We start from the raw sequence: 21,404 nt of genomic DNA on the forward strand, positions 1-21,404 counted from the left end.
ATTGTAGTGATCACTACCATCCACCCCATTGATAGGTCGGCTGCTGTGGGGACCTAAAGTTCTATTCGCGCCTGACGCTCTTATAAGAATCGCAGACTCACCCGCGGCAGGATCACGGCCTCAGAAACGGCCAGCAGGCCTTGGACAGTGGACGGACGACCGGCCTGCGAGCCCTAGTCAGGCAGTCCGGCATGTAGAAGCATTGTGCCGCCGACTTCGGCATCGGCGATGGTCTGTCTCGGCGACAGCCTGAGTTCGCTTCGCGGGCCGCGCGGCTCGCCCAGGACCGTCGTCTGCGCGGCGCCGGTGTCAGTTGACGATGGCATAATGCCCGCCGGGGGCGAGCGCCTCGCGCACGGCAGGTGCCAGCCGCGGTCGGTCCGGGACGCCATGGAAAGCGTTGGCCATGAAGACGAGGTCGACGGGGCGTGACACCAGAGTAGCGAGTTCATAGGCGTCGCCGGCGACGAATTCGCAATTGGTCACGCCGGCGCCGGTAGCGGCGCTGCGTGGCCTCCAGCTGGTCGGCGTCGATGTCTATGGCGACGACATGGCGGGCGACCGTGGCGATCGGCACAGCCGTCGCCGCAGCAGAGGTCGACCACCTCCATGCCCGGCTTCAGCCCGGTTGCCGCCAGCGCCATCTTCGCTGCGGTCCGGTTTGTCAGTGCTCTTTCCTGGCCTTGGCAAGAACACGAACTTCGGCTTCGGTCCGGAATGGCAATGTACCCCGATGGCGAAGGGCGACCCGATCTGCGTCAAGCTCATCGCCAGGGAAGAGACGAAGTGATGGGCACCCCCCTACCGCTGATTACCACCGGCGGCCGCCTCGCGTTCCAAGGTGGGCATGTCGTGCTCCTCGCAGGCTAGCCGAGGCAGAAATAACCGATCAGCGTCCACTCGGGCGGCGTGTCGAGAATCTCGGCCATCTCGGTCACATCGAGGATCGACACCCAGCCCATGCCGATGCCTTCCGCCCGCGCCGCTAGCCACAGTGTGTGCACCGCCATGACGGCCGAATAGTCGATGGTCGCCGGCATGGTTATGCGACCGAGCCCAAGGCCTTGTCCGGTCGTGCGGTCGGCGAAAACCGCGAACTGACAGGGCGCCTCGTTGAGACCGGCAAGCTTCAGCCGGGCATAGAGTGCAGCGCGCTCTCCCGAAAAGCACGTGAGCGCCTCGGCATTGCAGCGTTCGAAGCAGTCTCTCACCGGCGGTGCGCCGCTCGAGGCTGTCGACCACTACGAAGCGCAAGGGCTGGCTGAGGCCAACGCAGGGCGCAATGCTGGCGAGCTCGAGCAGCCGTTCCAGCTTGCCCTCCGGCAGAGCCGTCGGCTCGAAGCGCCGCACATCCCTGCGCCAGCGCAGCAGCGTGATCAGCCCGGCCCGAAAATCGTCGGCGAAATCGGGAGGTGACGGCATGGCGGTCTCGTTCGGGGCTAGGGATTGCAGTAGGGAGTACGGTGTGGATTGCCAGCTGCCTATTGCCCAAGCTGGCTTGTTGCGTCCGACAAGCGCGCCATGCGGCCCTAACCGCAAACGATAAAAAAATGTTTCCTGGTGGGCGGCGCTATTACGATGCAATCCAGCAAACCAGTTTCGATCAGCTCGCATGGCGGTGAATCATGTGCCAGGGCCTTTGCTAAATGCGCCATTGACACTCAGGCGCACCCGTATCGCTCACCAAGCCTCGGAATGCGGAGAACGTCGGCCTAGAACGCGGCGACGGCGACAGGCGTCTCAGCTTGCATATACTCGTTCCTGCCGCACCGCCTGTAACTCATTTTGCTTCCGACCACGTCGGCCTCGATGTCCCCGAAGGTTCCCCAGGTCATTCGGCAGATACCATCGTCTGACGTCATAGCGCCGGACCAGCACCAGCTGCCCAATTTCATGGGCATTGCTGAGCTTCCAGTCGCCCGCAGTTTCGCCTTCCACCAGTGTCAGGCATCACCCAATTGGGACTCATCCCTCTCACAGTCAATTCGCGGTTGACTTATTTGTCTCCGGCGAAGTGCGACAGCTGCTCGTATCCAGCAGCGTGAGCGATAGTTGATCAAATGCTGCCAATGAGTTTTGATACTGCAATCTTTAGACAGCCGCCTACCATGAATGTGCCATCGCGTTTCGGCGATCGAAGGAGCGAAGCCGGGTGTCCAGTCGTCACTACATATTCCCGGAGAACAGCGAACCTCTGCGGCTATCGCGGCGGCTTGTAGAGGGAATGATCTTCGGAAAGGACGCTCTCCCGCAATACGCCGGCACACGCCAGCGGGTCGTCTCGGTGATAGTTGAGAACGAAGGCACCGCGCCGAATCGGATTCTAGATGCCCAAGGAGCCTATTGGGTTTTCGATGCTGCGGGCGATATCCGAAAGGGCCTCACACGGTCGACTAGCGACATTATGAGCGCCACCTTCAATGATTCCGACAACAAGGGAACGGTGGTGGCACTTCAGCCAAAGCTCTCCAAGAAGAGGGCTGAGGAGGAGCACCGCTGGGTAGTGGGCAAGGCCGAACTCGACAGGATTGCCGCAGACATCTGGCCGAAGGTGAAGTCGGACAAGATGAGATCCGCGCAGGGGGTTCGGTGAAGCGACCGCCGCTTACCTATGATGCTCGGCACGCACTCGACGAGGCTACCGCAAATCTGTGGAAGATTTCGCACGCAGTAGCTGAACTTAAGGAGCCTAGCCTGAAGGGCTTTGCCCATGAGGCTCGTTCGAGAGGTGCCGACCGCCCGGAGCACGAACTTCTCTACCAAGCCATCGCCCAATTGGCAGATCAGCGACTCGAAATTCTGCGACGTCGCAGGACCGGGAAAGGCGTCTGGTATGCCATAGTGGGCGTAATAAAATGGAACGGCGACCACGTAGGCCAGAGCGTAGCCAGGTTCCACGAGAAGTGCGAAGGAAAGCGTTCAGCGGTCGTCGCGGCGAGAAAGCTTCTCGCCGAACATGCCGGTGAATTCGCGGAAAACATGACTGTGGAGGCCGAAGTGCTGACTGACCTTGAATGGCAGGGCAGGCTCCCTGAAGTAGAAGATTGAGGGTCGCGCCATGGCGGGCTACTTGATTTCGGTGTCGCAGATGGTGGCCAAAGACCGACACATACTGCCAGGCATATGCATCTGCGGACGGGTTTGACTTTTGATATTGGGATAGGCAGGAAGGAAGGTCGCTTGCTGTACAGACGAGCTTATCGGCGAGGTCGAGAATCCTAGTACCGGTCAATGGTAGTGCATCCACAGCAGTCTGATTTCGACAGCCGTCGTCGAGCCGGAGTGCGCACCGCCCTGTGCGGTGAGGCCTCCGTAAGGTCTGGGTATCTGAATGCCGTGTTAGCGCGGGCGCGCCAAACCTTGGCTCGCGCCGGTCAAGGCAGTTAATCAAAAAAATGGGACATCCGGGGTTCGCAGGCATACAGTGTGCCATCGACGGCAACTCTAAGGGCGTCCGTCGGCTGTGAGCGATCAACATGCTTCCGCCCCAATAGGGAGAGGGAGCTATGACAGACTCCAGTTCACAAACTCACACTGCCGCGCAACGCGACACCCGCCAAAATTCCATCTATCGCAATTCGCTGCTGCTTCGAATGTGCTCGGCAGATTTGGCATTGCTGCAACCTCACTTGGAAAGCGTCTCCCTTGGACTGAAGACGCATCTCGAAGTGGCGGGGTCACCAATCAGAACCGTGTACTTCTTCGAGAGCGGTCTCGGGTCAGTGGTGGGCGAACTGCGGCCTGGTATTGAAGCTGAGATCGGAATCATTGGTTGTGAGGGCATGACCGGCTCAGCGCTTATCATGGGCGATGACCGATCAACGCACGATTGTTACGTGCAATTAGAAGCCCGCGCCTTTGTTATCGACGCGGGCCTCTTCACCAAGGCGCTTTTGACAAGCCCAACCCTGCGAACTTTTCTGCTCCGCTACGTTCACTACTTTCACCTCCAGGCAAGCTTCACCGCGCTCAGCAATGCCCGGATGAACATCGTCGATAGGCTCTCAAGATGGCTGGTGATGTGTGATGATCGCGTCGACGGAAACCGCTTGGCGATTACGCACGAGTTCTTATCAGTCATGCTCGGTGTCAGGCGGCCCGGCGTCACCATAGCGCTGCAAATGTTAGAGGGGCAAGGTCTGATACGATCGATGCGAGGAGAGGTCGTTATCCTTGATCGCACGCGTCTGATTGCGCTGGCTGACGGGTCGTATGGCAGGGCTGAAGCCGAATACGCTCGGCTAATCAGCCAACTGCCTTGGCCGCAGGCGCCTGATCGCCAATGAATGTGCTCGAACAGGGAGATGGCCGATCTCCTGCATTGAGGCCATGTCCGGGTAAGCCGCCTAAACAGAGCCTTCACCGCCGACGTTGCCGAGCATCAGATCCAAGACGAAGCTGTCATGCCGGCACCGCTGCATGCGCCGCCCCAGGGAAACCGCCCCTCGCATCCATTCAGGATTCCGAAGCACGATACGGCTGTGCACCACCTTCCGGCCACTGCAAAGGGGACCCGAGATGGACTCGGTCCGTAAAGGAGGTTTTCGAAGAGCATCTGAGGCGATATCGAGGAGGATCTTGGGGCGCACTGCCGTCTAACCTCGATTAAGCAGGCATTCATGCGCTGGTTGGAGCAATGGCGAGACTCATTGCACCAGCCCAGTTCAAGGCATGTGCGGACAACCGCTTTGGGCGCCGAACAGATCGATTGGCGGCATAGCCTTATCTTGCCTCACAAGACTTGTGGTCCGGGAAGGCTGTTTCGGGACTTTTCGAAATCAGCGGATCACAGGCTCGCCATGGAAGCGGCGGCGTGATGGAGGAGAAACCCCGAAGCCAACTTCCATCATCAGCCGTGGCCTGTGCGCCGGCACGGTGCCCATATGGAACCCGAACGGATCCTCGACGAAACCGAAACCGGCCTCGCCGGTCAGCGTGACCGGGCTCTGCTTGCCGTACACGTCCAGAATCTCTTGCGCGGGATGGCCGACGACAAGCGTAAGTTGGTGCTTGAGGGCGCGGCGATCATGGCTGCCGCGGACATAGACATGCGGGCCGGTCCCCTCGTCGACGGGCACCAGATAGAAAAAGAACTTCAGCATCCGCCAGTCGTCCAGATCGAAGTGGTATTTGCCGAGCGAAGCCAGGTTCTTGTCGGCGTCCGACGCCTGGCCGGTCGGGAAGCTCCACCAGACGCGCGTTGTGATCAGCGTCGCCTGGCCGCCGAGATAGTGCGCGGCAATATCCATGAGCAGCGGATCGTTTTGGATGGCAACGGCCGAGTTACAGCCCAGAATGCGCTCGAAATAATGACCGCTGAGCAACGGACGGCCAAACCGCGCCTCAGCCTCCGCATGCTCCGCCGGCATGAATTCGTGCCGAAACAAGGTGTGCACCTGGCGAATGCGGCTACATCTTCAGCCACCATTGTTGGCAGGACGAGGCCGGGAAAAAGCCCATCCATCCGCAGCGCGTCGACAACGTCCTGGCAATTGATACCGGCAAACATCGTGTCCTGGGCTCTTTGCGACCTTCGGACCGGCTTTGCACCACGCCAGTGCATTCTCCGTGCCGGCATGGTGCGCGCCAACATGAACATGGGCAGCCACGCCGGGTTCTCGCGAATATCCGACAGGTAGGTCGGAATGCGTACGGCTATGCGACGCAGCATGCTGCCGTTTCGCGCGATCGTCTCAAGGCTTGCCGCGCCGGCTTTGTCGGGGTTCATAACGGTCATCGGGATCCTCAAGGCATGAATGCACTCATCGACGAAGGTTGGGTCCCAGTGCTTCGCCGCGGAAGAACTAGGCGCTTGCCACGTTTTGTGCAACGCACAATTGCACTCAGAAATGGAGGTTGCGCGTTCGAATAAGACAATCGCAACCGCCCCAATTACCTCAGGAACTGTCTGTAGCCGCCGCCCATCAGGTAGCGGCCACGTTGGATGGCGCGACGTACCTGATCGCGAAGATGGCCACCTGGATGACGCCAATCTTCTTCGACGCGGCGTGTCCCGAACAAGGCAATGGCGACCTCCTGATGAGATGCTCCGGCAAGCGAGCCATCCAAAGCCTGGAGTACGATACGCAGACGCGCTCCGCGGTGTTCCGGCGGAAAGCAAGCAGCTGACAGGCGGGCGCAACCATTGACGTGGTTCAAGAACTGAAGGGCAGCGACATGGAACTTGAGGTGCTGCGGCTGAACGATCGCGTCGACATATAGCCGCAACGGGCGGAGGACGGACGCACCGGAAACGGCGATCTGCAGACTCCGGCAGTTCTCCCTCAGCAGCACGTGCTGCACGCCCGCAGCTGTCAGCAGGATGTCCTTGCAGCATGAGAGCGAAGAAAGGTGAAGCGGTTCAAAATCGTGGTCGAGCCCAAGCGGCTCCGCGGCCGCTCGTAGAATACAGGCGCAATCGCGCGGATCCCAAAAGACCCTCGCCGATGTAGCGTCCGAAAGTGGCGCGTCGGCGAAAAAGAAGGCTCCATTGTCTTAGGAGAGCTGATCCTGTCGTCAACTCGATTATCTGCATGTCGCCTTGGGGTCCGACAATGCAGGCGGACGGTGCCATTTTGGCGTGGTCGCGCTGGAATTGTGGATTGCGCCGAAGAAACTCCCAGGCCCAGCCAGTGCGTGGCAATCGTCTGGCATAGTGGTAAGCGTCGTGGCGACGCCAGTCCGGCCAGCATACAAGGCCGACCGTCGCTTCCTTGGACAGACCAGCATCCTTCATGGCTCAGGTGTCCACTATAGCGCTATGCCGACGGGCCTAGAACCGGTTGCCACAGTACCGGTCCAATCAGACGTCCCCTGCTGCGGATGCGCAAAAGGCTCGCGTGGGAAATCTCGAGAAACCCAGCCACCGCCTCCGTTTTGCCGACGCATTTGGGTTCTCCGATGCGCGACAATGGCCACGTAGCCAGGCGGAGGATCCGCTCCATGCGCGTATCCGTCACCGTTACTATCCGGGTCAGATCCTTGGCCAAGCCGAACTCGATCATGCCCGCGAAGAGCTCGTAGGTCGCCTGGGCCAGCCCGCCCGCAGCCTTGGGCGCCGACGGAGGAAGATCGAGCGCGAAACGACTGCTCTCCCATATGTCGGTGGTCGAGGGCACGACGTCAGCACCCAGCAGCACCGGGAAGGTGTCGCGCAACATTGTGGGTCCGGTGCTGGGCAGAAGACGCACGCAACCGCGAATTCGCCAGTCGGATCCTTTGAGGAGCAGATAGACGGGCTTCAGAGCATCAAACGAATCGGATTCCATCTGGTCTTCGGTATCAACTTCCCAATCGAGCCTTTCCTTGAACACCCGAAACCTGAGCCCGTGCATCTCTTTGAGTTCGCCTGCAAACTCGTTGTAAAAGTCTGGTGTTATCAGTTGCATCATGGTCGCCTCCATGTGGGATGTGTTCCCGCCATCGAAGGGCAAAGCTGACAGCGATGCAGCCTGTAGAGGTTTACAGGTATCGTGGCTGAAGAATCAGGATCTCGTCTGGCCGGAGGCAGCCATGCGTGCAACGGCCTGGTTGATCGTTCGAACGCCAAACTTTGCCTTGGCGTTTTCCAAGTGAAAAGTCACGGTGCGCTTTGAGACGCCGAGAAGCTGGCTGATATCCCAAGCCGACTTGCCGCGCGCCGCCCATTTCAGGCACTCGAACTCCCGCGGGGTGAGCGTTACACCATCCACCACGCGATCATCGGCGAGCCTGCGCCGGACGTGGATATGAAAGTTGATGGCCACCAGCTGCAATGCTTTTTCGTAACGTGCCAGTGACCGCAACAGAAGCGGACGGGACTCGTCGGAAGCAAATGTCAAGGCAGCAAACCGGCCGAGATGATCATGCATGGACATCGTCAGGCCGCCGCAGATGCCAAACTCAGCCGCACTCTCCAGAATTTGTTGCTGCGAATTCGGCAGACAGTGCCGAGCGCGATCCACACCCCAATCGAATGTATCCCAGCCTTGGAGCCCGCGCAGGATGACAGGATCGAGACTATGGTACCGCTGTTGCAGATAACGTGATGTCCAGGATGAAGGGTAGTTCGAGATCAATTGGGGGGCGTCGCCGGAGGCCGACGGGTAAGTGAAATAGGCGAATAGCGGGAAGTCAAAGCCGGCTGCAGCGGAGGCCATTGCCTCACTGAGATCGGCAGCATCAACACTTGCAGACAGTTGCTCGACGAAGTTCTCAAACACGCGATGCATTTGCCCTGTGCGTAACCTCCGTGATCGCTCGGTGCTAGGCAAAGACGTTGTTTTGAACGATCCCGGCGGGATACAGCACGTGCCGAGAACGTGGCTAATCTGTTGAACCAATCCGAAATAGTCTGACGTTGTCTATGAGGCGTGTGCCGCCGAGCCAGGCCGCGACAAGCAACCGTGCCGGTCGATCAAGGCTTGTTATCGGGTGCAGATCTGCCTCCTCGCGAAGTTCCAGGTATTCGACCTCGCGATAGCCTGCAGCCAGAATTGCTGCGCGAGATTCTGCAAGCGTTGGCAGGACGGGTGAGCCGCGGCCAAGCCACTCAGCCGTCTTGAGCAGGACCGATGATAGCTTGGGAGCAACAGCGCGTTGCGCTGGCGAGAGCCGCACATTGCGCGATGATAGCGCAAGACCGTCGGCTTCACGGACTGTCGGACAGGCAACAATGGTGATTGGAATATCCAGATCCCGGGCCATGCGCCTGACCAGGTGAATTTGCTGAAAGTCCTTTTCGCCAAAGAAGCCGAAGTCAGCGCTGGTCTGCAGGAAGAGCTTGGCGACGACGGTCGCCACGCCATCGAAATGTCCCGGCCGGAAGGCACCGCACAGGCCCTCGCTGACACCGGACACCGAAACGGTGGTGGCGAAGCCCGCCGGATACATCTCCTCTGCATCTGGCGCATAAAGCAGGTGCGCTCCAAGCGGTGCGAGTTTGGCGGCATCCTCGTCCTCGGTGCGCGGATACGCGGCAAGATCGGCCTGGCTGTTGAATTGCTTCGGGTTTACGAAGAGCGTCACGATCACACGGTCTGCCTTCTCGAGTGCAGCGCGCACCAGGCTGAGATGGCCCTCATGCAGGACGCCCATGGTTGGCACCACGGCAATCCTCACGCCCTCGCGGCGCCATGCGGCGACGGTTTCGCGAAGCTGGTCAGCGCTCCTGACGATCGGCACGCTCACGCTGCTTCTCCGCATTTGGTGGCTTGCGTGTCGGCGGGCGTGGGCGCATCGGCAAACACGTGCTCGGCGGCCGGAAACTGGCGCTCCTTCACCTCGTGCGCATAGGAAGCGATCGCAGCCGCAGCCGCCTCCCCCAGTTCAGCATAGCGCTTGACGAATTTGGGTCGGAAGTCGCCGAAGAAGCCCAGCATGTCGTCGACGACGAGAATCTGGCCGTCACAGGCTGCCGAGGCACCGATGCCAATGGTCGGGGCCGCCACCTCCCCCGTGATCCGGCGGGCGAGCGCCTCAGGAACCTTCTCCAGGACGACCGCAAAGGCGCCCGCTTCGCTCACGGCAAGTGCGTCGCGCCTGATGCGCTCGGCATCCCCGCCCCTGCCCTGCACGCGGTAGCCACCGATGGTGTTGATGGCCTGCGGCGTCAAGCCGACATGAGCCATGACCGGCACGCCGCGTGCGGCGAGGAAGCCGATCGTCTCTGCCATCGTTTCGCCGCCTTCGAGCTTGACGGCCGTGCAGCCGGTCTCCGACATGACGCGCGCAGCATTTCGGAAAGCCTGCTCTGGGCTTTCTTCGAAGGAACCGAACGGCAGGTCGACGACCATCAGCGCCTGCTTGATGCCACGGCGAACCGCCTGGCCATGCGTGATCATCATCTCCAGCGTGACACCGAGCGTCGAGGGCAGACCGTGGAGAACCATGCCGACGCTGTCGCCGACGAGCACCACATCACAATGGGGATCGACAAGCCGCGCGACTGGGGTGGTATAGGCGGTAAGGCAGACGAGCGGCGTCCCACCTTTGCGCGAACGAATATCCGGCGGTGTGATCGCCTTGGTATCACCAAACGCGCTCAATGGATCCTCCTTCCCCTACGTTACCAACCGCGGGTGTCGCCTTTCGCACATTTTTGTGCAGGTGCGAAGAGCAAAAAAATGGCCGTGCAGCTGTGGGGTGTTGACGTGCCGACAGGCGCGCTTACACTAAATCGATTAAGTGCCCCCCCGAGCTGGCAAACCAATTCGCGAACATGGACGATCAGGCAATAGGACTCAGGAAAGACAGAGCCGCCGTGAATGCCGACGACGTCAAAGTGGACCTGATCGCCTTTGTGGTCGCCGTAAACGACAGTGAACCCTGTGTCCTCACCATCGGCCAGGCGGACACCTTGCCCTCCGGTCCCTTTGCGCTTGAGCACCGATCGCTGCAATCCGGCTTGAGGGGGTGGGTCGAGCAGCAGACCGGCCATCGGCTGGGGTACATTGAGCAACTCTACACGTTCGCTGATCGGGATCGCATCGGCGCCGAGCGCCAGCAGCGCGTCATCTCCATCAGCTATCTTGCATTGACCCGCAAGGAACAGGCAGCGGGCCCGCCCAAGTGCGGATGGCAGAGTTGGTATGAATATTTTCCATGGGAGGACCATCGCTCCGGCACGCCTCCGGTCGTGCTGGATGTTCTGCGACCACGCCTGATTGAATGGGCAAACGGCGTCCGCGATGCGGCCACGCGACGTGAACGCTGGCAGCGGGCGACGATAGCCTTTGGCTTCGACGACCGCCTTTGGAACGAGGAACTCACGCTGCAACGCTATGAGTTAGTTTACGAAGCAGGCTTGGTCCAAGAGGCCGTAAGAGGGCGGGACGGGGCGCCCCCTCCGCTGGTGCCCAGCAAGTCCATGGTCGCCGATCATCGCCGCATCGTGGCGACCGGCATTGCGCGGCTGCGCTCCAAGATCAAATACCGGCCGGTCGTCTTTGAGCTGATGCCGACGGTCTTCACGCTTTTGCAGCTGCAGCGAACCGTGGAGGCGCTCGCCGGCAGGCTCATCCACAAGCCGAACTTTCGCCGACTGATCGAACAGCAGGAACTGGTCGAGGAGACCGGAGAGGCCACTACTGAGACCGGCGGCCGGCCAGCGAAGCTTTTCCGTTTCCGCCACGCCGTTCTCGACGATAGGCTCATCGCCGGGACAAAATTGCCGCTGGCGCGGGGTTGACATCCCTTATACTCACAGCAAGTATATGCTGGTTATTTTCAATTAGAGTATAAGCGGGAGAGGGTTGATGAGCGCCATGCTGCCTGCGGCCGCGTTGCTCTACGAGCGCGTCCGGCGAGTGATCCCGCCGATCGAATGGCCGGCTTTCGTCGACGATATCGAGGCGATCCTTGCACTGAAGCGCGAGCGCAATGCCATCATCCTGGCGCACAACTATCAGACGCCCGAGATTTTCCATTGCGTGGCCGACATCGTCGGCGACAGCTTGGCATTAGCCCGCAGGGCTGCGACGATCGAGGCGCAAGTCATCGTGCTGGCCGGCGTCCATTTCATGGCCGAAACGGCCAAGCTCCTTAATCCGGACAAGACCGTGCTCATTCCGGATCTCAGCGCCGGTTGCTCGTTGGCGGAATCAATCACGGCAGAAGACGTGCGCTTGATGCGCCAGCGTTATCCCGGCGTTCCGATCATTACTTATGTAAACACGTCGGCCGAAGTGAAAGCCGAGTCGGATATCTGCTGTACATCCGGCAACGCCAAGGCGGTCGTCGAATCCCTTGGGGTTCTCCGGGTGATCATGCTGCCGGACGAATATCTGGCCCAGAATATCGCCGCCCAGACCGATGTACAGATCATCGCCTGGAAAGGGCATTGCGAGGTGCATGAGCGCTTTACACCGGCCGACATCCGCGAGTTGCGCGAAAGCCATCCCGGCGTGGTCGTGCTCGCCCATCCCGAATGCCCGCCCGACGTCGTGGCTGAAGCAGATTTTTCCGGCTCGACGGCTGCCATGTCCGACTATGTCGAAAGGCAAAGGCCGCCACGTGTCGTGCTGATGACGGAATGCTCGATGAGCGACAACGTCGCGTTAGCGCACCCAGAGGTCGAGTTCATCCGGCCCTGCAATTTGTGCCCGCACATGAAGCGGATCACGCTTGCCAACATCCGCACGGCGCTCGAGCAGAACCAACATGTCGTAACCATCGAACCCGGGATCGCCGGGCGCGCGCGGCTTGCGGTCGAACGGATGCTGGCAGTTTGAGCGCCGACCTCCGCAGCTTCTTCGGGCGTCCCATCATCATCGGCGGCGGCATCGCCGGACTGATGACCGCGCTTCAACTGTCGCCGGAGCCGGTGCTTCTTCTGTCAAGGTCGCTGCTGGGAGCTGACAATTCGAGCACCTGGGCACAGGGGGGTCTGGCTGCAAGTTTCGGCGAAGACGACGATCCGGCAATGCACCTGGCCGATACGCTTGCTGCCGGGGATGGTCTCTGCGACAGAGACGTGGCGAGCCGCATCCTCCAAGCCGCGCCCAAGGCGATAGAGGGGCTTGCGGCCTTTGGGGTTCCCTTTGACCGCACGCCGAAAGGATCACTGTGCCTCGGATTGGAGGCCGCACACAGCCGACGTCGCATCGTTCATGCGCATGGGGACGGCACCGGGCGTGAGATCATGCGTGCCCTGATCGCGGCTGTGCGTTCCACTCCGTCGATAGTTGTCGTGGAGGGCGTGGAAGCGCGCCGGCTGGCCGTGCGAGAGAATGCGATCCGGGGCGTCTGGGCGAGCTGTTCGATCGGACCTTTCTTCTTCGGCTCACGGCGGGTCGTCCTCGCCACCGGTGGCATCGGGGGACTGTTTCTCGACACCACGAACCCTTGGGGAAGTTGCGGACAAGGCCTTGCACTTGCGGCCCGCGCTGGAGCTGTCCTAGCCGACCTCGAATTCATCCAGTTCCACCCGACCGCGCTTGACGGCCCGGAACGCCCTATGGCGCTGGTCAGCGAGGCTGTCCGAGGCGAAGGTGCTGCCCTGATCGATGAAACCGGCCAGGCTTTTCTCCAGAGCGTGCCAGGGGCGGAACTTGCGCCTCGCGATGTCTTGGCCCGGGCCGTGTGGAACCATCTTGCGGACGGCCACCGTGTTTTTCTCGACGCCCGACAACGGCCTGGCCCGGCATTCGCTCGACATTTCCCGACAATCGCATCAGCCTGTCGTGGAGCGGGCATCAATCCCGCCCGCGATCTCATCCCCATTCGGCCGGCCCAACACTACCACATGGGTGGCGTTGCAGTGGACAGCTCCGGCAGAACCTCCGTCAAGGGGCTGTGGGCCTGCGGCGAAGTCGCTTCGACAGGACTGCATGGCGCCAACAGGCTCGCCAGCAATTCCTTGACAGAAGCCATCGTGTGCGCCCGCTGGGTCGCTGAAAGTGTCGCCGGGACGCCTGCGCGCAGAACAAGGCCTGCGTTTGCCAACGTTTACCCACCGCCCGCTCCGATACCCGTGCGTGTTTTCCTGTCGCGCGCACTCGGCATCGTCCGGGACGGTGAAGGGTTGAAAGCAGCCGCGCGTGCCTTATTGCCGCTCGCCGAAAGCAAGGATGCGGTCTCGGATCCGGCGGCTGTCGGGCTAATGATCGCGGTTGCCGCCTTGTTGCGCGAAGAAAGCCGCGGCGCTCATTACCGGACAGATTTTCCTCATCATGCGACTGCCGCCCGACGGTCCGAAATCACCCTCGAAGCCGCCTTGGCTACAGCGCGGGGACTCGGACACTCGCCAAGTCTCGAAGGGCCGAAGTGATGACACTTTCACCGCTACCCACGGTCGTGCTTGAGCCGCTTGTACGGGCAGCTCTTCTTGAAGATCTTGGCAGAGCCGGCGACTTGACCACGCAGGCCATCGTCCCGAAGGAATACCAAGCGGGAACCGTGTTGGTGGCGCGACAGTCCGGAGTTGTCGCCGGCCTCGATCTGGCGATGCTCGCTTTCGGCTTGATTGATCCTGCTGTCGAAATCTCGGTGGAGCGTGCAGACGGCTGCAATGTCGTGGATGGAGAGATCATTGCATCAGTGGTTGGCCCGGCCCGGGCCATTCTCACAGCCGAAAGGACGGCACTCAATTTTTTGTGCCATCTGAGCGGCATCGCCACGGCAACGGCATCGATCGTCGCTGCGGTTCGTGGGTATGGCGCGAAGATCGTCTGCACCCGCAAGACGACGCCCGGATTGCGGGCAGTCGAAAAGTATGCCGTGCGCGCAGGTGGCGGGTCCAATCACCGCTTCGGTCTGGACGATGCAATCTTAATCAAGGACAACCACATCGCCATCGCAGGCGGCGTCCGCCCAGCGCTCGAGCGAGCACGAAGAGCGGCCGGTCATCTCGTCAAGATCGAAGTCGAGGTCGATACTCTGGCCCAGTTGGAGGAGGTACTTGGCTTCGCTCCCGATGCGGTTCTGCTCGACAACATGTCCCTCCCCGATCTTCGCCGCGCCGTCGCAATGGTCGGTGGCCGCGCTATCACCGAGGCTTCTGGCGGGATCACGTCCCATACAGCGCGGGCGGTTGCCGCGACCGGCGTTGATCTGATTTCGGTCGGCCGACTCATCCACAGCGCGCCGATCCTGGATATCGGCCTCGACCATCGGGGCTCATGATTGTCTGAGTCAGGATTGGGTCAACTGTCCTCTCCGATCGTCAACAGTCAGATAGCAAAGACCCCGCAAGACAGACCGGAGGAACAGCATGGACATGCAAACGGCAAGTTCAACGCAGACATCGCCACAGGCTCAATCCCCTGACCCCGGAGCGTGGACCCTGGAGAAGGCTCAGGCACTTTACCATGCCCCCTTCAACAATCTCCTCTTCCTGGCGCAAACGGTGCACCGCCAGAATTTCGATCCAAACAAGGTCCAGCTCAGCCGGCTGCTCAGCATCAAGACGGGAGGATGCCCGGAGGATTGTGGCTATTGCAGCCAGTCGGCGCGTCACGAAACCGGCCTGAAGGCGTCGAAGCTGATGGAGGTCCGGCGCGTCATCGCCGAGGCGACCAAGGCGCGTGATGCCGGCGCCACGCGTTATTGCATGGGCGCGGCCTGGCGAAACCCCAAGGCGCGCGACATGGATGCGGTGGTGGCGATGGTCGAAGGCGTCAAGGCGCTGGGCATGGAGACCTGCATGACGCTCGGCATGCTCGATCTTGAGCAAGCCGCTCGACTGAAGCAGGCGGGCCTCGACTACTACAACCACAACATCGATACGTCGGAACGCTACTACAGCGAGATCATCAGCACGCGCGGCTATGCCGAGCGGCTCGACACGCTTGAGCAGGTTCGTCGATCCGGCATCAAGGTCTGCTGCGGCGGTATTGTCGGCATGGGCGAAGATCCGGTGGACCGGATCGACATGCTGGTGACGCTGGCGAACCTACCCGATCCGCCGGAAAGCGTCCCGATCAACATGCTGATCCCGATCGCCGGCACCCCGCTTGCCGAAGCCAAGCCCATCGAGCCGATCGAATTCGTGCGCGTGATCGCCCTGGCGCGCATCATGATGCCGAAATCGCATGTGCGTCTTTCCGCCGGCCGCACCGCCATGACCGACGAGATGCAGGCGCTGTCCTTTTTTGCCGGTGCCAACTCGATTTTCGTCGGCGACACGCTGCTGACGGCGGACAATCCCGGTGAGGACAAGGATAGCCTTCTGTTCCGCCGTCTCGGCATTGAGCCGATGGAACTCGAGGCGCAATGAACGGGGCACCGCTTGCCCGCTATGACGCGACCTTGCAGGGACTGGCCCGCAAGGACCGGCTGCGGACGCTTACGCCGCGCGCAGGTCTCGATTTCTCGTCGAACGACTATCTCGGGCTGGCCTCGTCCAGGAGACTTGGCGATGCTGTTGTGGCGGCGATTGCGCGGGGCACGCCGGTTGGCGCCACCGGGTCGCGGCTGTTGCGCGGCAATGCACCGGAACACGAGCAGCTCGAGGCAGACGCGGCGGCATTCTTTGGAGCCGACCGCGCGCTGTTCTTCGGCAGCGGCTACATCGCCAACTTCGCTCTGCTGAGCGCCCTGCCGCGGAAGGGCGATCTTTTGGTTCTCGATGAGCTCGCCCATGCCAGCATGCATGAGGGTGCGCAGGCCGGGCGCGCACAGTTCGTGCTGGCCGCGCACAACGATGCCACCGCTGTTGAGGATGCGATCACACGTTGGCGCGCCGCAGGCGGCATGGGATGCGTCTGGATCGCGGTGGAGAGCCTTTACAGCATGGATGGCGACTGCGCGCCTTTGGAGAGCCTGGTCGCGCTTGCCGATCGGCACGGCGCATTCATCGTCATTGACGAGGCGCATTCGACCGGCGTCTGGGGACCGGACGGCCGGGGGCTTGCCGCCGCTTTCGAGGGCCGCGACAACATCGTCGCGCTCCACACCTGCGGCAAGGCGCTCGGCGCATCTGGTGGGCTCGTGACCGGGCCGAGGGCACTGTGCGAGTATCTGATCAACCGTTGCCGGCCATTCATCTACGCCACCGCGCCATCGCCGCTGATGGCAGTGGCAGTGCGCGAAGCACTCGCAATGCTCGCCGACGAGCCTATGCGGCGTGTTCAGCTGCATGAACGCGTTGCCCTCGCCGGCCGCCAGCTGGCCGAGCGCTGCGGCGTGATACCCAGCGGCTCGCAGATCCAGCCCCTCGTAATCGGCGATATCAGGCGCACCATGGCAGTGGCGGCGCGCCTGCAGGCCCGCGGCTTCGACATACGCGGTATTCGTCCTCCGACCGTGCCCGAGGGCACGTCGCGGCTGCGCATCTCACTGACGCTCAATATCGGCGAAGCCGACATTTCCGCCATGGTCGAGGCGCTGGTCGAGGTGTTGGCCCAAACATCACCGGAGGCGGTATGACCCAACGCATCGTCATCACCGGAACCGACACGGGAGTTGGCAAGACCGTGTTTGCGGCTGGGCTCGCCGGTTTGCTCGACGGCTTTTACTGGAAACCGGTGCAATCGGGCCTCGACGGCGAGACCGACAGCGAAGTGGTCGCGCGGCTTGCCGGCTTGCCCTCAGAGCGCGTGCTGCCGGAAGCCTACCGCTTGCGGAGCCCGCTGTCGCCGCATCGTTCGGCCGAGATCGACGGCGTGGCGATCAAGGCTGCCGATCTTGCTTTTCCCGTCCTACCGACGCCGCTCGTCATCGAAGGCTCCGGCGGCCTGATGGTGCCGCTTAACCGGCGCACAAGGCTCATCGACATCTTCGCTGAATGGCGGCTGCCCGTTATTCTGTGCGCCCGCACCACGCTCGGCACCATCAACCACACCTTGCTCTCGATCGAGGCGCTCCGCGCCCGATCCATCCCGTTGGCCGGCATCGCTTTCATCGGCGATGAGATGGCCGATACGCAACGGACCATCGTGGAATTCAGCGGTGCGCCGCAGCTCGGCAGGCTGCCGCACCTCGATCTGCTGACCGGCAAGACACTGAGGGACGCAATGATTGCCGGCTTCGCCTTCGCCTCGATTACTGGAGGTGACTGATGTCGCAGTCCCATGTCTGGCATCCCTTCACCCAGCACGCGCTCGAGCCTGCGATCCCAGAAATCGTCCGGACTGAAGGCGCCTATCTCCGCAGGGCCGACGGCGCCCGCATCCTGGACGCCATCTCCTCCTGGTGGGTCGTCACACATGGCCACCGCCATCCCCGCATCATGAAGGCAATCGAGACAACCGCGTCGAGCCTCGACCAGATTATCTTTGCGGGCTTCACGCACGAGCCGGCAGAGCGCTTGGCCAAGGCGCTTGTCGGCCTCGCTCCCGCTGGACTCGACTGGGTGTTCTATTCCGACAGTGGCTCGACCTCGGTCGAAGTAGCGCTGAAGATGGCGCTCGGTTATTTCCGCAATATCGGCGCCCCACGCTCGCGCATCGTCGTCATGGATCACAGCTATCATGGCGACACGATCGGCACGATGAGCGTCGGTGCGCGTGGCGTGTTCAACGCCGCCTACGAACCCTTGCTGTTCGAGGTCGCCACCATCCCCTTTCCGGCAGCGGGGCGCGAGCAAGAGACGCTGGATCGTTTTGAGGCTGTGACCCGCGATCGACGAGCCGCAGCCTTAATCGTCGAGCCGCTGGTGCTGGGCGCCGGCGGCATGCTGATGTATCCGGCTTCAGTTCTGGCCGAATTGAAGAAGATCACTGAGGCCTCCGGCACGCTGCTGATCGCCGACGAAGTGATGACCGGCTGGGGGCGGACCGGAACCATGTTCGCCTGCGAGCAGGCATCGATCTCTCCAGATATCCTGTGCACCTCGAAAGGCCTGACCGGCGGCGCCATCCCGCTGGCCGTAACGCTTGCCACCGATGCCATCTTCCAGGCTCATTATTCCGAGGACCGGAAGAAGACATTTTTCCATTCGAGCTCCTACACTGCCAACCCGATTGCCTGCGCGGCAGCACTTGCCAATGTCGAGATCTGGCGGGACGAGCCGGTGGCCGAGCGCATTGCGGCCTTGAGCGCAATGCAGGCCACCGGGCTTCGACGCTTTCGCGACAACAGCTTCTTCACCGACTGCCGGGCGACCGGCACGATCGCGGCGCTCGACCTGCGAACCGGTTCCGCAGGTTATCTCGCCGAGATCGGACCGAAACTGCGCGCTTTCTTCCTCGAGCGAGGGCTACTTGTGCGCCCGCTCGGCAATGTCCTCTACCTTCTGCCACCCTATTGCATCACCGGCGACGAGCTCGAGCGACTCTATGACGCCATTGAGGAGGCGGGCGAACGCTTCGGGTCCAGGCCATGAGCAAGTCGTCGCGCATTCTCGGGTTTGGCCATCATGCGCCTGGGCGAAAGGTGGCGAATGCCGAAATCGAGAGCAATCTCGGTCTTGATCCAGGCTGGATCGAAAGGCGTACCGGGATACGGTCGCGCTTCTGGGCAACCGACGAAGACACGCTGTCTGGTCTTGCTGCGCAGGCCGGCGACATGGCGCTGGCGAACGCCGGTATTGCGCGCCACGACATCGGTCTGCTGTTGCTTGCCACCTCGACGCCCGACCATCTTCTGCCGCCGAGCGCGCCGCTGGTCGCACACAAGCTTGGCCTTGGCAGCGCAGGCGCGGTGGATCTGACAGGCGCCTGCGCCGGCTTCATCTATGCGCTGATGTTTGCGGACGGATTTACCCGCCTGCACGGCAAAGCGAGCCTTGTTATCGCCGCCAATATCCTCAGCCGCCGCATCAATCCAGCCGAGCGCGCAAGCTCGGTCCTGTTTGCCGATGCCGCCGGCGCCCTGGTGATCGGTCAGTGCGATGATGCTGATCGGGGCATTCTCGGTGCCTCGGTGGCTTCGGACGGCTCGCGATACGGGCTGATCCAGATTCCCGCAGGAGGAAGCAACAAGCCGTTCCACGGTGACCTCGATCTCGCGCAAACCCGAATGAGGATGACGGACGGCCGCGAAGTGTTCGCAAAGGCCGTCGAGATGATGACCAATTGCTCAATAAGCGCGCTAGCCGCTGCCGGAGTGCGGCCACACGATCTCGGCCGGTTCGTGCCCCATCAGGCCAATACTCGGATTTTCGACGCGGTCGGGAGGAACCTCGGCATCGCGGACCAAGCAATTGTCAAGACGATTGCCGAATACGGCAACTCTTCGGCCGCGACGATCCCGCTGTCGCTCTCGCTCGCCAACCAGACGGAGCCATTCCAGCCTGGAGAGAAAATCCTTCTGTCGGCGGCGGGTGCGGGTCTCAGCGGCGGCGCTCTCGTGGTTGGAATCTAGCCGGCCGGCTCACGCGCGCAGGACTGGTCATGAATGGGAATAGGGCAACAGAACCAATGCCAAAATGGCCTTCTGAAGCTCGACATGACCGAGCTGACGCAGCACGACCCCGTGCGAGCCTCTGGATGAGATCAAATGCATCACCTGTTGCATCATTCGTGCCATCTGAATAAAGCTCAAATACAAAGGGTGAGCCGCCCCATATATGTCTGATACCCGACATTGTTCACATAAAAGGCTCGATGCTTACACGCTCTTTGCTCTCTTCTCTTTGCTGTCTGCTCTTTTCTCTTTGCTCTTTGCTCTTTCGTCTTGACTAGCAGGAGCATGCGGCTTATCTCATTGCCGCGTTAGCACTCGCTTCCGCTGAGTGCTAAGCACGCTCCGGCAACGGAGAACCGTTCAACATCCGCACCAAGGACATCCAAAAATGGCAAAGTCGAATTTCCGGCCGCTGCATGACCGCGTGGTCGTTCGCCGGGTCGAATCCGAATCCAAGACCGCCGGCGGGATCATCATCCCGGATACGGCTAAGGAAAAGCCGCAGGAAGGCGAGATCATCGCCGTCGGCTCCGGCGCTCGTGACGAAGCTGGCAAGCTGGTCCCGCTGGACGTCAAGGCCGGCGACCGCATCCTGTTCGGCAAGTGGTCGGGTACCGAAGTCAAGCTCAATGGCGAAGACCTTCTGATCATGAAGGAATCCGACATTATGGGCATCATCGGCTGATATCAGGCCTTTCCTTCGCACCATCAAATCTGAATTTCGGGCGAGATGCCCAGGAGTAAAAAAATGGCTGCTAAAGACGTAAAATTCTCCCGCGATGCCCGTGAGCGCATGCTTCACGGCATCAACATCCTCGCCGACGCGGTGAAGGTCACCCTTGGCCCCAAGGGCCGCAACGTCGTCATCGACAAGTCGTTCGGCGCACCGCGCATCACCAAGGACGGGGTCACCGTCGCCAAGGAAATCGAACTTTCCGACAAGTTCGAAAACATGGGCGCGCAGATGATCCGCGAAGTTGCTTCGAAGACCAACGACATCGCCGGTGACGGCACCACAACCGCGACCGTTCTGGCGCAGTCGATCGTCCAGGAAGGCAACAAGGCCGTTGCCGCCGGCATGAACCCGATGGACCTGAAGCGCGGCATCGATCTGGCCGTGACCGAAGTCGTCGCGGCGCTCGGCAAGGCTGCCAAGAAGATCAAGACCTCCGAGGAAGTTGCCCAGGTCGGCACGATCGCCGGCAATGGCGACGAGTCGGTCGGCAAGATGATCGCCGAAGCGATGCAGAAGGTCGGCAACGAAGGCGTCATCACGGTTGAGGAAGCCAAGACCGCCGAGACTGAACTCGAGGTCGTCGAAGGCATGCAGTTCGACCGCGGCTATCTCTCGCCCTACTTCGTCACCAACGCCGACAAGATGGTTGCCGAGCTCGAGGACGTCTACATCCTCCTGCACGAGAAGAAGCTGTCCAACCTGCAGGCGATGCTGCCGGTTCTCGAAGCCGTCGTGCAGACCTCGAAGCCGCTGCTCATCATCTCGGAAGACGTCGAAGGCGAGGCCCTGGCCACGCTGGTCGTCAACAAGCTGCGTGGCGGCCTGAAGATCGCCGCCGTCAAGGCGCCGGGCTTCGGTGATCGCCGCAAGGCCATGCTGGAAGACATCGCCATCCTCACCGGTG

At 61.4% G+C, this 21,404-nt stretch carries 22 protein-coding genes and 2 pseudogenes; 14 read left to right on the forward strand and 10 right to left on the reverse strand.

Annotation, left to right across the window (positions count from 1 at the left end; all coding sequences use genetic code 11):
- Positions 1 to 173: 173 nt before the first annotated feature.
- From NKG99_RS10635 to bluB, 3 genes and pseudogenes are all read right to left on the reverse strand, one after another.
- Positions 174 to 326 carry a hypothetical protein gene (locus NKG99_RS10635; protein ID WP_352867039.1) on the reverse strand — a complete coding sequence of 51 codons (153 nt, stop codon included), beginning with the start codon at positions 324 to 326 and terminating at the stop codon, positions 174 to 176.
- Positions 310 to 486, reverse strand: a complete 177-nt coding sequence (locus tag NKG99_RS10640) for a class I SAM-dependent methyltransferase (RefSeq protein WP_352867041.1) — start codon at positions 484 to 486, stop codon at positions 310 to 312. Before NKG99_RS10640 ends, NKG99_RS10635 begins: the two co-directional genes overlap by 17 nt.
- Before the next feature lie 315 nt (positions 487 to 801).
- Positions 802 to 1,422 (reverse strand): annotated as a pseudogene (gene bluB, locus NKG99_RS35945) (5,6-dimethylbenzimidazole synthase).
- Positions 1,423 to 2,152: 730 nt separating this feature from the next.
- On the opposite strand from bluB, the gene NKG99_RS10655 reads away from it, so the two are divergent.
- The 3 genes from NKG99_RS10655 to NKG99_RS10665 all read left to right on the forward strand — a co-directional run bounded on the left by NKG99_RS10655 (position 2,153) and on the right by NKG99_RS10665 (position 4,286).
- On the forward strand, positions 2,153 to 2,593 hold the full coding sequence (locus NKG99_RS10655; protein WP_156934443.1) for a hypothetical protein: 441 nt from the start codon (positions 2,153 to 2,155) through the stop codon (positions 2,591 to 2,593).
- The gene (locus NKG99_RS10660) at positions 2,590 to 3,048 is read left to right on the forward strand and encodes a hypothetical protein (RefSeq protein ID WP_023766598.1); all 459 of its coding nucleotides are present in this window, start codon (positions 2,590 to 2,592) and stop codon (positions 3,046 to 3,048) included. Before NKG99_RS10655 ends, NKG99_RS10660 begins: the two co-directional genes overlap by 4 nt.
- A gap of 458 nt (positions 3,049 to 3,506) precedes the next feature.
- Entirely contained in the window at positions 3,507 to 4,286 is a 780-nt protein-coding gene (locus NKG99_RS10665; RefSeq protein ID WP_023766597.1) for a Crp/Fnr family transcriptional regulator, read from the forward strand.
- Positions 4,287 to 4,778: 492 nt separating this feature from the next.
- Here the strand turns inward: NKG99_RS10665 and NKG99_RS10670 are convergent.
- The 7 genes and pseudogenes from NKG99_RS10670 to panB form a co-directional block, all read right to left on the reverse strand.
- A pseudogene (locus NKG99_RS10670) lies at positions 4,779 to 5,737 on the reverse strand (hypothetical protein).
- Between the two features lie 155 nt (positions 5,738 to 5,892).
- The gene (locus tag NKG99_RS10675) at positions 5,893 to 6,303 is read right to left on the reverse strand and encodes a DUF2285 domain-containing protein (RefSeq protein ID WP_023766596.1); all 411 of its coding nucleotides are present in this window, start codon (positions 6,301 to 6,303) and stop codon (positions 5,893 to 5,895) included.
- Positions 6,304 to 6,361: 58 nt separating this feature from the next.
- Positions 6,362 to 6,736, reverse strand: coding sequence for a transcriptional regulator domain-containing protein (locus NKG99_RS10680; protein ID WP_350314065.1), 375 nt, complete (start codon positions 6,734 to 6,736; stop codon positions 6,362 to 6,364).
- 22 nt (positions 6,737 to 6,758) lie between these two features.
- Positions 6,759 to 7,391 carry an acyl-homoserine-lactone synthase gene (locus tag NKG99_RS10685; RefSeq protein ID WP_023766595.1) on the reverse strand — a complete coding sequence of 211 codons (633 nt, stop codon included), beginning with the start codon at positions 7,389 to 7,391 and terminating at the stop codon, positions 6,759 to 6,761.
- A gap of 93 nt (positions 7,392 to 7,484) precedes the next feature.
- Positions 7,485 to 8,210: a LuxR family transcriptional regulator gene (locus tag NKG99_RS10690; RefSeq protein ID WP_352867046.1), complete on the reverse strand. Its 726-nt coding sequence runs from the start codon at positions 8,208 to 8,210 to the stop codon at positions 7,485 to 7,487.
- A 94-nt stretch (positions 8,211 to 8,304) separates the two neighbouring features.
- On the reverse strand, positions 8,305 to 9,168 hold the full coding sequence (gene panC, locus NKG99_RS10695; protein WP_352867049.1) for a pantoate--beta-alanine ligase: 864 nt from the start codon (positions 9,166 to 9,168) through the stop codon (positions 8,305 to 8,307).
- The gene (panB, locus tag NKG99_RS10700; protein WP_352867052.1) at positions 9,165 to 10,025 is read right to left on the reverse strand and encodes a 3-methyl-2-oxobutanoate hydroxymethyltransferase; all 861 of its coding nucleotides are present in this window, start codon (positions 10,023 to 10,025) and stop codon (positions 9,165 to 9,167) included. Before panB ends, panC begins: the two co-directional genes overlap by 4 nt.
- Positions 10,026 to 10,198: 173 nt before the next feature.
- Between panB and NKG99_RS10705 the strand changes: the two genes are divergently transcribed.
- The 11 genes from NKG99_RS10705 to groEL all read left to right on the forward strand — a co-directional run.
- Entirely contained in the window at positions 10,199 to 11,167 is a 969-nt protein-coding gene (locus NKG99_RS10705; RefSeq protein ID WP_352867055.1) for an NUDIX hydrolase, read from the forward strand.
- Positions 11,168 to 11,234: 67 nt separating this feature from the next.
- Positions 11,235 to 12,209 (forward strand): quinolinate synthase NadA, encoded by a 975-nt coding sequence (gene nadA / locus NKG99_RS10710; protein WP_352867057.1) that lies wholly within the window; start codon positions 11,235 to 11,237, stop codon positions 12,207 to 12,209.
- On the forward strand, positions 12,206 to 13,747 hold the full coding sequence (locus tag NKG99_RS10715; RefSeq protein WP_352752706.1) for an L-aspartate oxidase: 1,542 nt from the start codon (positions 12,206 to 12,208) through the stop codon (positions 13,745 to 13,747). Before nadA ends, NKG99_RS10715 begins: the two co-directional genes overlap by 4 nt.
- On the forward strand, positions 13,747 to 14,601 hold the full coding sequence (nadC, locus tag NKG99_RS10720) for a carboxylating nicotinate-nucleotide diphosphorylase (RefSeq protein WP_023766589.1): 855 nt from the start codon (positions 13,747 to 13,749) through the stop codon (positions 14,599 to 14,601). The genes NKG99_RS10715 and nadC overlap by 1 nt, the downstream gene beginning before the upstream one ends.
- A gap of 94 nt (positions 14,602 to 14,695) precedes the next feature.
- Positions 14,696 to 15,694 carry a biotin synthase BioB gene (bioB, locus tag NKG99_RS10725; RefSeq protein WP_352867087.1) on the forward strand — a complete coding sequence of 333 codons (999 nt, stop codon included), beginning with the start codon at positions 14,696 to 14,698 and terminating at the stop codon, positions 15,692 to 15,694.
- A complete protein-coding gene (locus NKG99_RS10730) occupies positions 15,691 to 16,845 on the forward strand; it encodes an 8-amino-7-oxononanoate synthase (RefSeq protein WP_352867060.1) in 1,155 nt (384 codons plus the stop codon). The genes bioB and NKG99_RS10730 overlap by 4 nt, the downstream gene beginning before the upstream one ends.
- Entirely contained in the window at positions 16,842 to 17,477 is a 636-nt protein-coding gene (gene bioD, locus NKG99_RS10735) for a dethiobiotin synthase (protein WP_023735844.1), read from the forward strand. The genes NKG99_RS10730 and bioD overlap by 4 nt, the downstream gene beginning before the upstream one ends.
- Entirely contained in the window at positions 17,477 to 18,742 is a 1,266-nt protein-coding gene (locus NKG99_RS10740) for an adenosylmethionine--8-amino-7-oxononanoate transaminase (protein WP_352794782.1), read from the forward strand. The genes bioD and NKG99_RS10740 overlap by 1 nt, the downstream gene beginning before the upstream one ends.
- Complete coding sequence (gene bioZ / locus NKG99_RS10745) at positions 18,739 to 19,722, forward strand: 3-oxopimeloyl-[acyl-carrier-protein] synthase BioZ (protein WP_023766585.1); 984 nt, start codon at positions 18,739 to 18,741, stop codon at positions 19,720 to 19,722. The genes NKG99_RS10740 and bioZ overlap by 4 nt, the downstream gene beginning before the upstream one ends.
- A gap of 430 nt (positions 19,723 to 20,152) precedes the next feature.
- Positions 20,153 to 20,449, forward strand: coding sequence for a co-chaperone GroES (groES, locus tag NKG99_RS10750; RefSeq protein WP_019863563.1), 297 nt, complete (start codon positions 20,153 to 20,155; stop codon positions 20,447 to 20,449).
- Positions 20,450 to 20,512: 63 nt separating this feature from the next.
- On the forward strand, positions 20,513 to 21,404 hold an 892-nt coding region (groEL, locus tag NKG99_RS10755), incomplete at its 3' end, for a chaperonin GroEL (RefSeq protein WP_352867064.1).

It is taken from the genome of Mesorhizobium sp. M1409 (assembly GCF_040317535.1).
In the GTDB taxonomy this organism is placed as follows: Bacteria; Pseudomonadota; Alphaproteobacteria; order Rhizobiales; family Rhizobiaceae; genus Mesorhizobium.